Annotated in this window: 10 protein-coding genes; 6 read left to right on the plus strand and 4 right to left on the minus strand. The window is 45.3% G+C overall.

Annotated elements, in window-relative coordinates; genetic code table 11:
• Positions 1–101: 101 nt before the first annotated feature.
• A complete protein-coding gene (locus AC23N5_RS13065; RefSeq protein ID WP_221225519.1) occupies positions 102–230 on the plus strand; it encodes a class I lanthipeptide in 129 nt (42 codons plus the stop codon).
• Between the two features lie 188 nt (positions 231–418).
• Positions 419–1,633, plus strand: a complete 1,215-nt coding sequence (locus AC23N5_RS13070) for a lanthionine synthetase LanC family protein (protein WP_487755925.1) — start codon at positions 419–421, stop codon at positions 1,631–1,633.
• Between the two features lie 15 nt (positions 1,634–1,648).
• On the opposite strand, the gene AC23N5_RS13075 is transcribed toward AC23N5_RS13070, so the two are convergent.
• Complete coding sequence (locus AC23N5_RS13075; RefSeq protein WP_487755926.1) at positions 1,649–4,666, minus strand: two-component regulator propeller domain-containing protein; 3,018 nt, start codon at positions 4,664–4,666, stop codon at positions 1,649–1,651.
• 2 nt (positions 4,667–4,668) lie between these two features.
• Entirely contained in the window at positions 4,669–5,472 is an 804-nt protein-coding gene (locus AC23N5_RS13080; RefSeq protein WP_487755927.1) for a LytR/AlgR family response regulator transcription factor, read from the minus strand.
• Positions 5,473–6,351: 879 nt separating this feature from the next.
• Between AC23N5_RS13080 and AC23N5_RS13085 the strand changes: the two genes are divergently transcribed.
• From AC23N5_RS13085 to AC23N5_RS13100, 4 genes are all read left to right on the plus strand, one after another.
• Positions 6,352–9,528 carry a lantibiotic dehydratase gene (locus tag AC23N5_RS13085; protein WP_487755928.1) on the plus strand — a complete coding sequence of 1,059 codons (3,177 nt, stop codon included), beginning with the start codon at positions 6,352–6,354 and terminating at the stop codon, positions 9,526–9,528.
• On the plus strand, positions 9,525–11,759 hold the full coding sequence (locus AC23N5_RS13090; RefSeq protein WP_487755929.1) for a peptidase domain-containing ABC transporter: 2,235 nt from the start codon (positions 9,525–9,527) through the stop codon (positions 11,757–11,759). The genes AC23N5_RS13085 and AC23N5_RS13090 overlap by 4 nt, the downstream gene beginning before the upstream one ends.
• Before the next feature lie 244 nt (positions 11,760–12,003).
• Positions 12,004–13,278, plus strand: coding sequence for an HlyD family secretion protein (locus AC23N5_RS13095; RefSeq protein ID WP_487755930.1), 1,275 nt, complete (start codon positions 12,004–12,006; stop codon positions 13,276–13,278).
• Between the two features lie 81 nt (positions 13,279–13,359).
• A complete protein-coding gene (locus tag AC23N5_RS13100) occupies positions 13,360–13,824 on the plus strand; it encodes a pyrophosphohydrolase domain-containing protein (RefSeq protein WP_122934042.1) in 465 nt (154 codons plus the stop codon).
• A gap of 130 nt (positions 13,825–13,954) precedes the next feature.
• Here AC23N5_RS13100 and AC23N5_RS13105 read toward each other — a convergent pair whose 3' ends face one another.
• On the minus strand, positions 13,955–16,681 hold the full coding sequence (locus tag AC23N5_RS13105; RefSeq protein ID WP_487755931.1) for a M14 family zinc carboxypeptidase: 2,727 nt from the start codon (positions 16,679–16,681) through the stop codon (positions 13,955–13,957).
• Positions 16,682–16,845: 164 nt separating this feature from the next.
• Positions 16,846–17,961, minus strand: a complete 1,116-nt coding sequence (gene ald / locus AC23N5_RS13110; RefSeq protein ID WP_487755932.1) for an alanine dehydrogenase — start codon at positions 17,959–17,961, stop codon at positions 16,846–16,848.
• Between the last annotated feature and the right edge of the window lie 178 nt (positions 17,962–18,139).

Consider the following 18,139-nt stretch of genomic DNA (forward strand, 5'->3'; position numbering starts at 1 on the left):
TTCAAAAGTGTATTGTGTGAGTGACTTATGTACATTCACAGGGGCAACATTCTCTTGCTAATTTTTCTTTCCATTCACTTACAGCCAAAAAATCAAGAACAATGAAAAAGCATTTGTCAAAACTCAGCCTGAAAACCGACAAAGTCGTATCGCTTTCAAAGACCCAACTTCAAGATGCTCAAGGAGGTGCCGTGCCTTTTACGCAGAAAAAAACTTGTTTTTGTTTGTAGTAGCTATCTTTTAGCGGTCTTATGTGGCAGCCATCCTTCTCTAGGGTGGCTGTTTTTTTATAACCAATATTCGCGTTCTTATGGTGGCTTGCCTACGCTTCAAAAGAGATTTCTGACGGTTTAGCAAGATTGATTTTAGACCCTGAAAAAGTTCAACGAATTTTAAGCCTTACTCATCTAAGTGAACCATGACAAGTGTTTATACGCTTACTTCGGAGGATTTCTCCGCCGACTGTAGAACTATTTTGGATCGAATCTATCACCATATTGCGGGTCAGCCAACCGACGGGCACGCGTCGCTGTTGGGGGGGCAAATGGGCTATGCCTTGTTTGAGGCATATTATCACCGACATTTTGGGGTCAAGGACGATGGCCGAATTTGGGAACGGGTGTCATCAAGCCTCAACGCTATTCAAGAAGGCAAACTCATTCATTCGTTTGCGGGTGGAATCGCGGGGGTCGCGTGGGGCTTTTTACATTTGTTCAACGAAGGCTTATTGCAAGACGATGAAATAGACCCGCAGTCGATTGTCGAAGACCTCGACGAAGGGTTGTTTGAAAGTGCGATGTTGTTGTTGGCCGACGGCAATTTTGACTATTTGCACGGGGCGCTTGGGGTGTGTTTGTATTTTCTGGAACGAACTCCCAGTCCTAAAATAACGTCGTACATCGACCAAATTGTCGAACAGCTATCGCTGGTAGCCGTTCGTTTTCCGAGTGGTAGCATTACGTGGGAGTTTGATGATTTTGGGCGTCGAGGTTCGTCTTCACCTTCCTTGTACAATTTGGGTCTATCGCACGGAACCGCCAGTATTGTGGCTATTTTAACACTTCTTTACGAAAAAGGTCATGCGCCAGCCCGTTGTAAAGAACTGATTGCGGGGGCGCTTCGGTGGATGTGGAACGTCCGCAATAAAAGTGCGCAATCAGTGTTTCCGAGCGTGGTTCAAGCCAATGCGCCCGACCAAGAAAGCCGCCTTGCGTGGTGTTATGGAGATTTGGGCATTGCCAATACGTTTTTGTTGGCGGGGCAAAAACTCCAAAACGAATTTTGGGTCGAGATTGCCGAACAAACGATTACCCGTGCAGCGGCGCGCCGAGGCCGTGATGTGGCGATGAAAGACGCTGCACTTTGCCACGGAACCTTGGGAGCGGCGTATCTCTTTGGAAAATTTGCTAAAGCGTTTCCACAACACCTGCTGGAACCAACGGAAACCTATTGGCTTTCAAAGACATTTGACTATGTCCAACCGACTGAGAGCAGCGATGTTTTTTTGAGCTACAACGGCGACAGATACGAATCAAACCTATCATTGCTTGACGGAGAGGCGAGCATTGGCATGGCGCTTTTGACGTATTTGGGCGCAGCACGGGTGTGGGAGCGCTTTTTGTTGTTGTCTTGAAAAATAGCCTTGGTTTTATGCCTGCGGAGCGGTTGGGATGAACATTTCAATGCGCGTACCTGCGGCTTGGTTTTCGACATCAAACAAATCGACGACTTGAATTTTTGCTTTTTTATCCTTGTATTTCAACGATTCAAAAATGCCGCGTGTCATTTCTTGTCCTCGTGAAATATGTCCCTCTCGGCGTGGGGCAAACTGACGTCCTACGCCGTTGTCTTGAATCGTACAAAAAATATAATTTCCCTCACAACGGGCCGAAATGACCAGTTTTTTATCTCCTTCTTTGGGCATAAGGCCGTGCCAAATGGCATTTTCCACATAAGGCTGCAATAACATTGGAGGCAGGAGTGTGTCGAGCATATCTTCGTCTTCGTCGATGTTAAATTCATAGCTAAACTCATGACTAAATCGAAATGCTTCCATTTCGACGTACATTTTGAGGGTTTCGATAATTTCTTCAAAACGTAGGTATTGGTGGTTAGAATTTTCCATGATTCGACGCACCAAGCGCGAAAATTTAGAGAGGTACTTGGCTCCTTCAACGCCTCGGTTTTGGAGTAAATAATTTTGAACCGAATTAAGTGAATTGAACAAAAAATGGGGGTTCATTTGCGATTGAAGCGCTTTGAGTTTCCATTCGCTCATTTGAAGTTCTAGCTGGTTGCGAATTTGGAGCGTATTTAGCCGCCAACGAATCAGTCCTGCTACTATGATTCCGACCATCAAGGCGATAATTAATTTAAACCACCATGTTTCGGTAAAATAGGGCTCAACCGTAATTGTAAACTTCAACGGGGTTGTTGTCCAAAATCCAAAACTGTTGCCACTTTTGACCCTTAGGGTGTAGGTTTTGGGGGCTAAATTGGTAAACGAAACGGTATTTTGATTACCCATATTGACCCAGTCGTTACTAAAGCCTTCGAGTTGGTATTGATAGACGTTTTCGGTACTGGGCTCAAAATTGAGGGTTGAAAACTGGAGGTTGAGGATTTTTTCGTGCGGCTGTAACCTAATTGCTTGGCTCGTATCCAACGCCCTTGCCTGACCACTCACTTCTATAGCACTCACAACGATTTTTGGAAGTAGTTTTTTGGAGTTTACTTCGTTGATTTTCAGTATATTGATGTGATTGATGTGCCCCAGTAACAATTCGTTGGGGGGATGGTAATAAAAACCCACGGGTGAGTTACTGTAAAGCCCCTCAATCGTAGAAAGGTGGCGAACGCTACGCGTTGGAACGTTACCAATTTGAATGCCTTCGTTGGTGCTAAACCAAAAATTTCCCCGTGGATCTTCGAGTATATTGGAGCAGTAGGTGTCTAAAATGTCATCTTTTTTGTAATCAAAACTTGCCCCAATTTTACCCGATGTTTCAATTTTGTCCACTCCACCCCAGCCCGATAATAGAACGCTGTTATTAGCGCCATTCTGCAAAGAAAGGTTACACATTGAACTAATTTCTACTCCTTTGTTGAACGGGAGTTCGTGAACATTGACAAAGGTTTTTTGAGGTTCGTCCCAATAAAAAAGACCTTTGCCGCAGGTAGCAAACCATATTTTGCCATTGGCAGTTTGGGTGATTGATTTAATAAGATTGTCTTTGTAAATCTTTTGATAAGCTTCTTGGGTCCAAAGTGAGAGCGGCCGTAACGTTGGATAATCAAGAACATGCAGACCGTGATTTTGGGAGGAAATCCATAGACGTTTTTGGGCGTCAAGCAAAACGTCCGTAAAATTAGCGGAGACTAGGTTCATGATTTCTTTCCACGGGCGAAGTACTTTTTGTTGAAAGTCAATTTTGTAGATACCGTTGTCGGAAAGGGCAACGGCTTGATTCCCAATCCAGCGTAAACGATGAATGTACTCGGATTTGGGGAGAGGAAATAGCTGGATGGCTTGGGTTTCAGGTGCCCATTTGAGCACACCCGTGTGCGATAGCCCTAAGAGGTAGTGGCCATTAGGTAGTGGCAAGATTGAGGTAATGGTCACGGGGGCATTGACGGCCTTATGAGCAATGTGAAAGGTGCGAATGCCAATGTTTTTGTATCGATATTTGTAAAGGCCCATTTTGGTGCCCATCCACAATAGCCCATTTTCCTTGTCATCGAAAAAAGTTTTGATGGGGATACCGCTTTTGTAAAACGCTGGAAATGAATAAACCCGCTGTTGTTCAGGGTAAAAAGCCCGTAACCCAGTTTCAGTACCGAGTAAGAGAAGATGTTGCCCGTTGAGGTCGGCTACATCGACACCGCACAGAATATCTGCATTTTCAAACCCGCTGGAAAAATGCGTCAGGTGGTCGTTGGGGGCGATGCGCGTCAAGGTCCCATGATGGCTGCCTACCCAAACATTGCCATGAATGTCTTCAAATCCTTGGGTAAATCGAACGGCTTTGTGCTTTCCTTTTTCGACAATACCGTGGTCGAGCAAGCACTCAAGCTTGTCGGTGTTGGGAAGGTAGCGATACACGCCAATTTCGGAGATAATCCATAACCTACGGCGGCTATCTTCAAAAAAGCTGGCGTATTGGTAATCATTTTCATTGGTAGAAATACGGTAAAAATGAAGCTTTCCCGTGGCGGGGTCATAACGTTTTACGTGGGTATAATCGCATAACCATACGTGATTGCGGGTGTCCACGAAGGCTTTTTCGTGAAGGTCGTTTTTGGTGTCTTTGTCGGCGTAGTTGTTTTCGAGTAAAGTTTTAACTGTGAGCGAACGACGCTCAATTTTGCAAAACCCTTTGCTGTCGATGGAAGCGTAAATGGTACCTTTTGAATCGGCGGAGACTCCAGAAGCGTACCCGATTTGAGCATCTTTGAAGGTCAGAAAACGATACCCATCGTAGCGACAAATACTACGAGCGGTGCCAAGCCACAGAAAACCGTCAGGGTCTTTGGTAATCGACCATACATCGTTAGAAGGAAGCCCTTCTTTGGTGGTAATAGACTCAAAAGTGAGTTCGGGAATTTGTGCTTCTAACGAATAGCCCCCCACTACCAGCATACAAAACAAAAAAACGATGCGGTTCATAACTACACTATTTTGCCTGAGTTGACATAAAAATCAGAAAGAAGCGCTAAGAAATCGTCCTTTCTTCGTCGCGATACCTCGATTTCGGCCCCGTCGCTCATCCATACTTGTCCACCGTCGCCTTTGACGTAGCGCTTGATATGCTCCAAATTGATGATATTAGACTGGTGGACGCGAAAGAAATAATAATTGTCCAGAATCTCTTCGTACTCCTTTAGTAGCCTCGACACGACAATCACTTTGTGGTGGGTCAAATGGAATTTTGTATATGACCCCAGCGACTCACACTGAATGATATCGTTCATTTGTACAATATGAATGCCTTCGGCTGTGGGGAGAGCAATCCGCTGATGATCGTTTTTGAGGCGTTCTTTGAGTGAAGATGTTTTGGGATTTTGAATGTTTTCCTGCAAAATCGTCACCTGTTGTGGCGTGATGGAGGTCGCTTGAGATTTGTATTTTTCTACCGCCGCTTGGAGTTCGTCGGGATCAATAGGTTTGAGAAGATAATCGATGGCGCTGACCCGAAATGCTCGCACGGCGTACTCTTGATAGGCAGTGGTAAAAATCACTCCAAAATCAATTTTTTCAAAACACGCCAATAAGTCAAATCCTGATTTGCCAGGCATTTGAATGTCCAAAAAAACCAAGTTGGGACGTTGAAGGTGAATCAAGTCAAGGGCCGAATCAACGTTTTTGGCTTGTCCACTTATTTCTACCTCAGGGCACACGATTTGGAGAAGATTGGTGAGGGCTTGGCGGGCGTTGGCTTCGTCATCGACGATGATGGCACGGAGTTTTTCCATAAGAAACAAGATTGAGCAAAACAAGGTAGTTCTTTTTTGAGAAATGCCCTATTAGTTGACGATAAGTGGTACTTTTTACTTCAAATTAGGCGGCTTTGGGTTTATATCTGGGGAAAAGGTAACTGCTGAATATAGACCTTCCCAATTATCAATTCATCACTGCCAATTTTAGAAATAAACAGGCCGTTTATAAAGTAAGGCTCTATATAAATAAAGGAATCGGCAACTTTGGGGTAGCTGGTATTATAAAAATGAAGTGATATGCTATGAAAACAACGAAGTGGAAGAAACAAGTTTTGGGGCAAATACACCAACGTTTTGAATGGATGATGCTGATTATAGTGGCACTGATTGTGTTTTTGAGTTTGGTGTGGCGGTGAACTTGGAAGCTAGCCACATCTTTCCGAAAAGTAAAGTACCGTAGGCCAACGCAAAACGGCCGAATGTAAGCTCAAACTAACCGCGTACAAACTGTCAATTTTTCAAAACCTGAGAAAATGCAACTTTACATCGTCAATCACGACGACACAGGGATGCCGAAAACTGAACGTAGAGTAAGCACAATCAATCAACACGTTAAAACTCATGAAAAAGACAACCGAAAAAAACGCACCTAAAGCAGCCAAAACAGTATTGTCGAAAGACGCCGCCCAACACATTCAGGGAGGAGCTTATAAACTTCGTGGCAATACGGGATCTTAATCAAAGGAAATAAAAACGCTGTAAGAAGCGCTCAACAGGTAAGCAGTCTTACAGCGTTTTTAGCAACGCTTCCGTAGTAAAATACCACTACTTAAAAGCAAAAAACCACGCTTCGCTTCCCTTTTTTTGAGTCAGGCAGACCGTATCGCTAATTTCACTAAAAAATCAGCCACAGTCATGTCAACTACCTATTTTTCAACGGCCTTTGTACGAATGCCTCTCGCGGGGAGCGAAGCAATTGAAAACATTGATTGGGAAAAACTCAGCCACCAGCTCACCCAACCTGCTTTTTTAGAAGCGTTGTACATTGCTTCCCCTGCCCTGTACGAAGAAGTACAAAAATTGGATGTAACGCAGCATCCCGACGAAAAATCGAAGCGAATTGTTTATTCTCTCCTCAAATACCTCGCGAGGTACGCCACCCGCTGCACACCTTTTGGGTTGTTTGGAGGGTTTGCTACGTTGCCTATTACCACTGCATCCACAGCTGTGCGTATAGATAACATCGGTACTCCTCGTAAAGTGACGCGCCTCGACATGAACTACCTCTGCGCGCTCACCCAAGACCTTGAAAAACACCCTGATATTAAGCCTTTCCTTCGGTTTTACCCCAATACCAGCCTGTACAGCATCAACGGTCAATACCGCTACGTGGAGTATCGGTACAATGGCGGCGGAATGCGTGTTCATCACCTGAGTAGCGCCGAGCAGTCGGAGTACTTGGAGGCGGTGCTGGCCCGTGCTCAAAAGGGAGCGTCGCTGTATGCTTTGGCCGAAGTGCTTGTTTCGGAGGAGATTACGCTCCAAGAAGCCCTCGACTACGTCGAAGAGGTGGTGGCTTCGCAGCTACTGGTGAGCGAGCTAGAACCTGCGCTTACGGGCGGTGACTTTTTGACACAAATCATCGGGACGCTCCAAAAGATTGCGGAGATTGAAACGTCGGAACACATAGCGGAAATTTTGAGCCTTTTGGGCGAAGTTCAGCAGGCATTGTTGGCCATTGAGCAATCGGGGAGCGATTATGGTAGTGCTAAATTTGAAAAAGTGGAAGCTTTATTAAGCCAACTTCCGACGCCGTTTGACCGTAAAGTGTTGTTCCAAATTGATACTTATTTGCCCGAACTCTCAGGCCAATTGAACCGTGGCTTGTTGAATAAATTAGCTTCCAAAATCCCTACTTTATTAAAATTATCGCCCGCAGGAAATCCGATGCTCGACGAATTTCGGAATCGGTTTTATGAAAAATACGAAGACGAAGAAGTTCCTTTTGTGTTGGCCCTCGACCCCGAAGTGGGCATCGGGTATCCTGGAGGACAAGCCAAAAACGATATTTCGCCCTTGGTGGAAGGTGTATGGGTGGGTAGTAACCAGTCATCCAATCAAACCCTCAGTATTCCGCCTGAGCATAGCTATTTGCTGCAAAAAGTAGCCGAAGCTCAACTGACAGGTGCGTACGAAATTTGCCTCAAAGAAGAAGACCTGCGTGCCGTAGAAGTACGTCAGCCGCAGTTGCCGCTCACCAACACGGCCATGTTTTCGGTGATTCGTGAGGAGGGGCGGGAGAAAATCGTACTCGATACCTTTGGCGGTACGACGGGAACGTTTTTGCTCGGGCGCTTTGGCCATACCGACGCCTCGGTGTTGGCGTTGCTCAAAGAAATTAGTGCCGCCGAAGACCGCAGCGTCCCAGAGGTGATTTTTGCGGACATTGTCCACCTGCCCGAAGCGCGGACGGGCAACGTCATCATTCGCCCTCAATTGAAAAAGTACCAAATTCCGTTTTTGAGCAAAGCCTCCACGGCGCCCGAATTTGAAATCGCGCTTTCGGATTTAATGTTGAGCGTACGGGGCGGGACGATTTTTTTACGGTCAAAATCACTGAACAAAATCATCGTTCCGCGTTTGTCCAATGCCCACAATTTTTCGAGTACTCAGTCATTGGATACGTACCACTTTTTGTGTGCGTTACAATCGCAGCACGTGCGCTCGGGACTCAGTAATTTTACGGGCAGTTTTGCGCCATTGTTTATGTTTATTCCGCGTTTGGTACTCGACAACATCGTGTTGGCCGAAGCCCAGTGGAATTTCAAAGAGCAGCACGTGAAGTCGATGGTAGCGGCGTTTAAAAACAATAATTGGCCTGCGCTAAAAGCCGAAATTGAGGCGTGGAGAGCGCAATATTCGGTACCGAGGTACATCTGTTTGACGCAGTTCGACAATGAACTGTACGTCGATTTAGAAAACCAATGGTTGGCCGAAACCTTCTTAAACGAAATAAAATCACTGGAGCAGTTCAATATCAAAGAGTTTTTGCACTGTGCCGACTCGTCGGTGGTGCAGTCGGGACGGGGTTGGCACACCAATCAGTTTGTCGTTGCCTTTGATAATACCGCTTCGTATCCCGCAGTCTCGGCAGCCTCTCCTGCGTTGCCTGTACAAAACTCTACTCCAACGACGCGCAAATTTTTTACGGGTTCGGAGTGGCTCTATTATAAAGTTTATACGGGTATCAAAACCGCCGACCGCATTCTAACTGACGTGTTATATCCGTTGACGGAGCGTTTCAAGGCCAACGGTTGGACCGATAAGTTTTTCTTCATTCGCTACGCCGACCCGAACGTGCATTTTCGTTTGCGTTTTCATTTGGCAAACCCTGCGCACATCGGGCAAGTGGTGCAAGAATTGCACGATGCTTTGGCGCCGTACATGGCTAATAAAACGGTTACTTCGGTCATAAACGATACCTACAACCGTGAATTGGAGCGGTACGGAAGCAATTCTATCGATGCCATTGAAGACTACTTTCACCTCGATAGCGATACCATTTTGCGGTTTTTGTCGATGATTGACGGTCCCGAAGGCGAAGAATGCCGCTGGCGTTTTGGCATGAAACTTACTGATGACCTGCTAACGGCGTTTGGGTTTGATTTAAAACAAAAAATGGAGTTTACCGAAAAACGTGCTGCCGATTTTGGTCGTGAATTTGGGTATAATGCAGGGTTGAAAAAACAGCTGGATGCCCGTTATAAAGACGTTGAACCTGCGCTCCAAGAACTGTTTGCATTGGCGAATCCCGAACACGCGTTTTTCTACGAATTGTCAAACCAACGCACCGAAAATTTGCAGTTGATGATTGAGTACGTTCGGATGTTGCACGCGCAGAGGGAGTTACAAATTTCGTTGGAAGACTTGCTGGCGAGTTTGGTTCACATGAACATCAATCGCCTGTTTAGGAGCCAACAGCGCTTGGTGGAATACCTGGTTTTTTACCACCTCCATAAATATTACCGCATCAACTACGGACGCAACGTATTAGCAAAAAAAACAGCCGATTCCAACGTAATAGCCCAATGAAAGACTTCACAAAAACCATTTTTGGCGGTAAAATGAGCCCCTATGGATTAGTTGACCGATTCCCCCATATTCAACAAGGGGCGTCGATGGACTGTGGCCCTACTTCGTTGGCCATTATTTTTCGGCACTACGGCGTCGATAATGTCAAGCATTTGTTTACGCAGTTGGCCGAAATCAACCAAGAAGGGACGAGTTTGTACGCCTTGCTCGAAATTGCCGAAAATTACGGTTTTAAGGCCGAAGGCTATGAGCTGGATTATGACTATTTGCAGCAAATTCAGTTGCCCTGCATTGCCCATTACGAAGGGCAGCATTTTGTGGTCATTTACGAAGCCAACGACAATTTCGTGCGCGTTTCTGACCCTGCTTTTGGAAAAGTTCGGTATTCCAAAGAAGAGTTTACCAATAAGTGGAGCGGCATTGTACTCGAACTAAAACCCACCGAGGCTTTTTACCAAAATGCCGAACTTGCGGAGGCTGGGAAGAAAAATAAAGAAGAAAAACGCTCCATTTTTCAACAAATTTATTGGCCCATCATCAAAGAGAATAAGCGGGTATTGGGGGAAATCTTGTTGTTTTCGCTGTTGCTTGAGTTGGTGGGACTCGTGATGCCGCTTTTCACCCAAACCATGCTCGACGACGTACTGGTCAACCAAAACAAAAAATTGATGCTGGGTTTGTTGGTGGGGCTGGGGTTGGTGTTTATCGTGCAAGTTGTTCTCACTTACACGCGCAGTATGCTCATGGTGCATTATCGGTTTCGGTTTGAGGTCGATTTTATGACCCAATTTTTCGACCGTCTTATTTCGCTCAAACAAAAATACTACGATAGCCGCAAGCGGGAAGAGTTTATGTCGCGTTTTCAGGAGGGAATCGGGATTCGTCAACTTACGAATCCGATGATTATTCAAAACTTCCTCGACATTTTCTTCATGCTTATTTACTTCCCCGTGTTGTTTGCTTTTAGCGGGTCGTTGGGCTTGATTTCGCTGACTTGTTTTGTGGCTTACTGCGTTACCACGGTCTTTTTTATTCCTATTGTTAAAAACCTACGCTCGAAAGTCTATCATAAAAATCAGGCGTCGTTGGGCGGTTTTTTGGATACGTTGTTGGGGATTAAAACCGTCAAACTGTTGTCGCTCGAAAAATACAAATTGGTAAAGTGGAAACACCTTCACCGCGAGTCCATCAACTCGGTGATGCAAGACGAGCAAAAGCAGATTCTTATCAACTCCCTTCAGCGACTTATTTTTATTTTTAGCCAAATCGCGGTGTTTTGGGTGGGCGCTTATCAGGTGTTTACGGGCCAACTGAGCATTGGACAATACATGGCGTTTTCGTCTATTTTTATGACGCTGATGAACTCCGTCAATAGCGTAAGTACCCTTTGGATGATGATGACGCAGTTGACGGTGAGTTTTGAAAAAGTAAACGAAATTTTCTTAGAAGAGCGCGAAACGAGCAATTACCAAGAACAAATCAATGCCTGTTCGAGCAAAGTTGTGAAGTTTGAAAATGTATCGTTTCGGTATAGTCAACGCGAGGAAAAATACCAATTGCGTAACATTAACTGTGAAATCAAAAAAGGAGAGCGCATCGGTATTGTAGGGCGAAATGGCGCGGGGAAATCAACGTTTGTCAAACTGCTCGTGGGTCTTTATCCCGAATACGAAGGAAAAATACGTTTTGACGGCGTCGAGCTTCGTGAAATCAACCCCAAAGTGCTGCGTAGCCACGTACACATGTTCCCGCAGGATACGTATATTTTTAACGATACCATCAAAGAAAATATCCGCTGTGCCAACCTCGCTGCTTCCACGGAAGATGTCGTTGAGGCGGCCAAGCTGGCCGATTTGCACAATTTTGTCAAAGGCAATCACCTCGGGTACAACCAAATGGTGGGCAATTTTGGCGGAAACCTTTCGGGCGGACAAGTGCTCAAAATTGGTTTTGCCCGCTTGTTTATTTGCCCCGACCCCGACATTATTATTTTGGACGAGGCGAGTAGTGCCTTAGACGTAGAAACCGAACGGACGATTTTGGAAAATATCTATAAACGTTTTGAGGGTAAAACCATCATTTCGATTGCGCACCGCCTGCATACACTCAAAAAAGCTGACCGCATTTTGGTATTTGACGATGGAATGATTTCCGAACAAGGCAAGCACGAAGACCTCCTATCGCAGCGCGGCATTTACTATGATTTTATGAAAACGTACATTGATTACTAACACGCGTCAGACGATAGTCAGACGCAAAAAGAAAAGTTGTCAGACCGAATAGAGCAAACAACGACCGTCTGACTATCGTCTGACGGCTAGTACGCGTCAGACGATAGTCAGACGCAAAAACAAAAAGTTGTCAGACCGAACAGAGAGCAAACAGCGACCGTCTGACTATCGTCTGACGGCTAGTACGCGTCAGACGATAGTCAGACGCAAAGCAACCAAAATGTATTATAAACCTCAATGAGCCATGAATAATCCAGCATTCCAAGACCTTCAAGCCACGCAATACGAAGATTTGTACCACGTTGACGACGCGCCTGTGGCCGATTTGCGCATCAAAGCCCTCAGCCGAATGGGGTGGTGGGCCGTTATTTTTGCCCTGACGGGCGTATTGGCAGGCGCACTGATTATTTTGCCCGATACCATCCAAACCCCGTTTGTGCTAAAATCAGAAGTGACCGAAGACATTTATCGTTTTCCATCGGCGGTTTATGTGGAGCGGGTACACGTTCATAACGGTCAGCAAGTAAAGGCAGGCGATACGGTTCTTGAAATCAGCGCTCCCGACATTGCCGCCTTGACGGCAGACCTGACTTCTGCCCAAGCCCATTTGAAAAGTTTTGAACAGTTTAAATCAGTGGCAACGAAGAATGAACGGCAGATTATCGAAGTCAACATTCAGCGGATTCGAGAAGAAATTGCGTTGAAAAAATCACAGTTAGCCATTGCCGAGCAGAAATGGGTGTCGGAATCGCAAAAACTAGCCCACGAAGCGCAAGAAACGAAACGCCTTTTTGTAGTAAATCAGGAATTATACAAAAACGGAGATGTGAGTAAAAACGAACTTAATCAGTACGAAACGAATGCCTTGCGTTCCAAAAATGCGCAAGAAATTGCTTACCAAAGTTATTTGGAAAACCGTAACCTACTGCAGCGCGACATCGCTTCTAAAGAATTGGAAATAACTGGTTTAGAAAAACAAATTACCAAAAATAGCAACGACCATTTGCTCGAAGGCGACCGCCTTAAAGGAAGTTATTCGTCGGTGCAGCAGCGTTTGAAGGGAACTTACGGAGTTTTTGAAACGACAGCCGACAATCATTTGCTCTTAAAAGCCAAGCACAACGGCACTGTTTCGTTTGTGTTTGAAGGGGATAAAGAAGTAGCTCCAAGTACTATTTTGCTCAAAATGATTTATGAAGACGCTCCTTTGTACGCTTATACGCAGGTCAATTCGTCGCAAATTGGCAAAGTAAAAGTGGGACAAGAAGTGGTGATGAAGCTGGATGCCTATCCCGTGTACGAATGGGGCGGAGCAACGGGCATGGTATCAGAAGTATCGCTGACGCCTAACGAAAAGGGAATGTTCAACGTGCGGGTACAAGTCGAAGACTTACAAAAACTGCGCGGCCGCCTCAACATTGGTATGCTAGGTAAAGCCAATATCGTTACGGATGAACGTACGATTTTTGGGTACTTGTTCCGCAAGTTTCAAAAAACAACGTCCGCGTTAGTTGAGTAGGTATTTTAGAGAAGTTAGCCACCTTACTCAAAAAAATGTTACTTTTGGGCAACGTTAGTCACCAACACACTCGTCCCAAGCATGGAAAAATTAGACTGTCTCAATCAAGTCGCTGAGTTTCACCGTACCTTCAAACATCCTATTCTCTCTACTCCCCAAATTCCTTCTGAAGACCGCTGTAAATTGCGCGTTGCACTTATCGCCGAAGAGTTAAAAGAATTGGAAGTAGCTATTTTAGAAAAGGATATTGTTGGGGTGGCCGATGCACTTGCCGATATTCAGTATGTATTATCAGGAGCAGTTCTTGAATTTGGTTTGGGAGAACAGTTCAAAGCATTGTTTGACGAAGTTCAGCGCTCCAATATGAGCAAAGCTTGCAACACCGAGGAAGAAGCCCAAGCAACCGTAAAACACTTCCAAGACAAAGGCACGGAATGTTATTATGTCGAAGATGCAGGGAAGTATTTGGTGTACCGTACCGCCGATAACAAAACGCTCAAATCTATTTTTTATTCACCTGCCGATTTGGAAGGTGTCTTAAAATAATAAATTATGTCGTTTAAGAAACTTGTTTGGCATGGAGTTTGATGTCAAATTAAGTATAATAATAGAGTAGGGTAATTTGGCATTAGCCCCGTTCCATTGGAGCGGGGCCATGTTTTTTTATAGGGGGTAACTAATTCTTCTTAATTAATTTAAGGGTGCGCCGCCGACTAGGGAATTGTACTTGCAGTAAATAACTCCCTTCTGCCAAATGCGAAGTCGCAATTTCAAGTTCAGAAAGGCCATCGAGTGTAGCATTTTGGTAGATAGTACGGCCATCAACACCATACAGTATAAGTTCCTTTACAGGCTCAGTGGCATGATTCCAGTTCACTTTTAAAGTATGTTGGAAAGGGTTTGGAAATGCTTTTACGTCTTCGTCGGTGCTTATATCCAATGCTTCCGCAGCCAAGCGTGTCGTAGCCGAATGGCAAGGAGTGCTCTGTGAAGGCCCTGTTCCCGTGGGCGTAAAACTGCTGCTGTTGGTCACCACAATTTTATCAATGCGTATGCCATCTTCGCGCATCCAGATGTTGAGCACGTTGTAGCCCGGTGTAGTGACATTGGCCGTAACCCGAACGGCACTAACGGCTCCTACCCACGTCCACGCTGTGCCTCCGTTGTTATTGATACCATTGGTAAAGTTAGAAGAAACAGAAACCCCGTTGAGACCTACATAAAATGCGTCGTCGGAGGTGGTACTTGACCCTGCTGACATCCGAACCCAAACATAATACGTGCCGGGCGTGCTGATATTGAGTACGTAGTCGAGGCGAGGGCCGTTTAGACTTGTGCCTGTGTTTACACCAGTCCCCGTTACGCGCATAGCTACGCCGCCCGAAGCACTTGAGTTGGAAAACGACGACCAAGAACGTGAAGCTGCCGAACCCGTTCCTGCGGCAGCCGTGTTGTAATTTTCAGCTTCAACGGTTACAATACCCCCTGCGTCAGAATAACATTGGGCAGGAAAACAAGTACTAGAAGCACTTGTACTGCCTGGACAGTAAGTTTGGAAGGTAGAGGTTGCGGCTGTGCTTGAGAGCGAAGGGCAATTGGCCTTGACGCTGTATTCGTAGGTCGTAAATGACGTTAATCCCGCTAAAGCACTGGAAAGATTGGTCGAAGTTGAACTTTGCCAAGTACTGCTTCCCGTGGGGCGATAATCGAAGGTATAAGAAGAGGCACCACTGACACTTGCCCACGAAACGGTTGCGGTAGAACTACTAAGGTTCGTAACCGTTACACTGGTGGGCGTGGGGCAGCTAGGTGTGTTGTAGGTTTTGGTAACGGTTTGTTGCTGAACGTGCATTCCGTTATCAACACTGATGGTAAAAGTAATGGCTGTGCCTAGTGGCGTGGCGGAATCTATGGTAAAACCAATGCCATCATTGAGGGTTTGTAAAAATCCAACGGTAGCGTTTGTATAGGTTTTAGGAGCAGCTACCGAGGTAACATACGGGCTCGTTGACGATATACTAACGGTATAACTCGCATTTTTGAGGCTAAAGTTTTTGAACGTGTACTGAAGGGTACTATTGGTACTGGCAAAAGTAGCGGGGCCATTGTCGGTAGCAGTAGCATAGAAGGTTGAAACACGCAAAATTTTCTTGTTCATATCAATAGTGCTATTGCACAACGGAACAATGCGCGTAGAGGCAGGCCAAAATCCGTCAGACGAACTTCCTACTTCTGGGGTAAATCCAAACATTTTCACTTTACTTGTTTGTTGGCCATATTCCCAGTCGGGGGCGGTGCCGTTGGCCGTATAACCCACCGTTTGGTAGGCATTGCCTGCTACAAAGCCATTTTCTTGGGTGAAATAGGTGCTAATTTGCTGAAAAAGCGCTTGTTCGGGATTATTGTTGGGGTTGAGGCTCTCAAAAGGGTAGATTAAATAATTGCCGTAGGAGTGAAAATTGATGGTAGTAACAAACGGATGTTGTTGGCAAAACAGGTTGACGGCATTGGTTTCTGGTTCCGAAAAAGCGGCGGTACCTCGGTAGGTATCGGAGGTTTGGGTGGGAGAGGAGCCTGTATTGTTTAGCGCATAATTGTAGCCGTAATTGCGGTTTAGGTCAACCCCGTACGAGCCACCTGAATTGAGCCGACGGTTTTTGCGCCACATTCCTCCGCCGTTGGGGTTGGTGGTTTGGTTATAGACGTAGCCGTCGGGATTGAGGCAAGGCAAAATGTAGAGTTCTGAGCTGTTGAGTAACGTCTTGACTTCGGGGTCGGTGTTGTAATTTTCAAGTAAGTGCCACATAAAAAATACGAGCTGGGTAAGGCTCATAGGTTCACGGGCATGGTGGAGGGCATTCATCATGAGCTCAGGCTCGTTTTCATCTACGTCGGGGTTGTCACTGATTTTGACCATGTAAATGGGGCGGCTCTGCACAGAACTTCCTATCGAAACTTTGGAGGAAATCAGGTTAGGGTAGAGTGCTCGCATGTTGTCAAGAATAGCCTCTAACTGTTGAAAAGTGTAAAAACCACCCATACTTCCCGTACCAAAGTTAGCGGGAGTTGGTACGGCACTTGTTCGGGCCATTTGACCTATCTTGCGGTTTTGTTCATCCATTTTAAGATTGAAAGCTTGATACGATTTTTCAAGGTCTTCAATCAAGTAGTTTACTTTTATTCCATGTTTGCGAAAGACCCGTAGGTCGTTATCGGAGATTTCGGCCACTAACGTTTTTTTGTCAAAACTAAAGTGGTCAATTTCTAGGCCATCGTTAAACAACTTTTCCAATTGATAAGGGTCAATGTTGACCTGTATGCGGTGAAATTTAAGGCGATTTTGCCCAAAAGAAGTGCAGAAAGCTGCTAATAGCAGCATGGCGGAGCATAAAAATGGTTTCATAACGGACACGATATTTGGTTTATAACGTTGTAAAAAACGATGATAATGTTGTCATAAAAAATGACTTTTCCAAATACATATTCATGTAAAATAAAAAAGGCCGAACCTGTGTTCGACCTTTTCAGACATCAATCTCAATTTATAAAAAATTAACCCACCAGTTCTTAATTTAGTACTTCCTCAAGGGGAGTATATGTCAAGCCCCACGCATCGGCAACGGCTTTGTAAACAATCTTGCCATTTACGACGTTTAGACCTTTTTTCAATTCTTCGTTTTGAGTGCAAGCTTGTTGCCAACCTTTGTTTGCCAATTGAATTGCGTATGGCAAGGTCGCGTTGGTCAAAGCAAGTGTTGACGTATAAGGTACGGCTCCTGGCATGTTGGCTACGCAGTAGTGAACAATACCGTCGATTTCGTACGTTGGATTTTCGTGTGTGGTCGGCGTACAAGTCTCAATACATCCGCCTTGGTCAACGGCCACGTCCACCAATACCGTTCCTTTTTTCATCAACGAAAGCATGTCACGCGTGATGAGGTGAGGCGCCTTCGCACCAGGAATCAACACGGCTCCTACGATAAGGTCAGATTGTGAAACCAATTGACGAATGTTGTACTCGTTCGACATCACAGTGTCGGCATTGGCAGGAAGTACATCTTCCAAATAACGCAAACGGTTCAAGTTTACGTCCACAATCGTCACGTTAGCACCCAAGCCTGTCGCCATTTTGGCCGCCTGAGTTCCTACAATTCCACCGCCCAAAATCAATACATTGGCAGGTTTTACGCCTGCTACCCCGCCGAGCAAAATACCGCGTCCGCCCATTGGTTTTTCCAAATACTTGGCACCTTCCTGAATCGCCATCCGACCTGCTACTTCCGACATAGGTACCAAAAGTGGCAACGAGCGGTCTGCTTTTTCTACGGTTTCGTAGGCCAAACATACGGCGTTACGTTCAATCATTGCGTGCGTCAAAGGCTCCGACGAAGCAAAGTGAAAGTACGTAAACAGCAATTGATTTTCTTTGATTAATGCGTATTCCGACGCAATCGGCTCTTTCACCTTTACAATCATTTCGGCGATTTCGTACACCGCTTCAATGGTTGGGAGGATGGTTGCGCCCGCTTTTTCGTATTCCGAATCTTCAAATCCACTACCTACCCCTGCCGTTGACTGTATGTAAACGGGATGGCCATTTTTACGAAATTCTGCTACTCCTGCGGGAGTCAACGCTACGCGGTTTTCGTTGTTTTTGATTTCCTTAGGTACGCCGATAATCATTGTCGTAATTGGTTTAGAATAAGTGTCAGAATGTTGACTTTTGGAATACGGTACAAAATTACGGCGAACGAAAATATTTTCTGTTATTGAAAAATAAATAAGAAAATAAAACTTATTTATCGAAAAAAAGATGAAAAATTTCTATTATTGAACTGAATTTTGATTGAAAGACGAAAAA

This window comes from Runella sp. R5_40, from assembly GCF_057652295.1.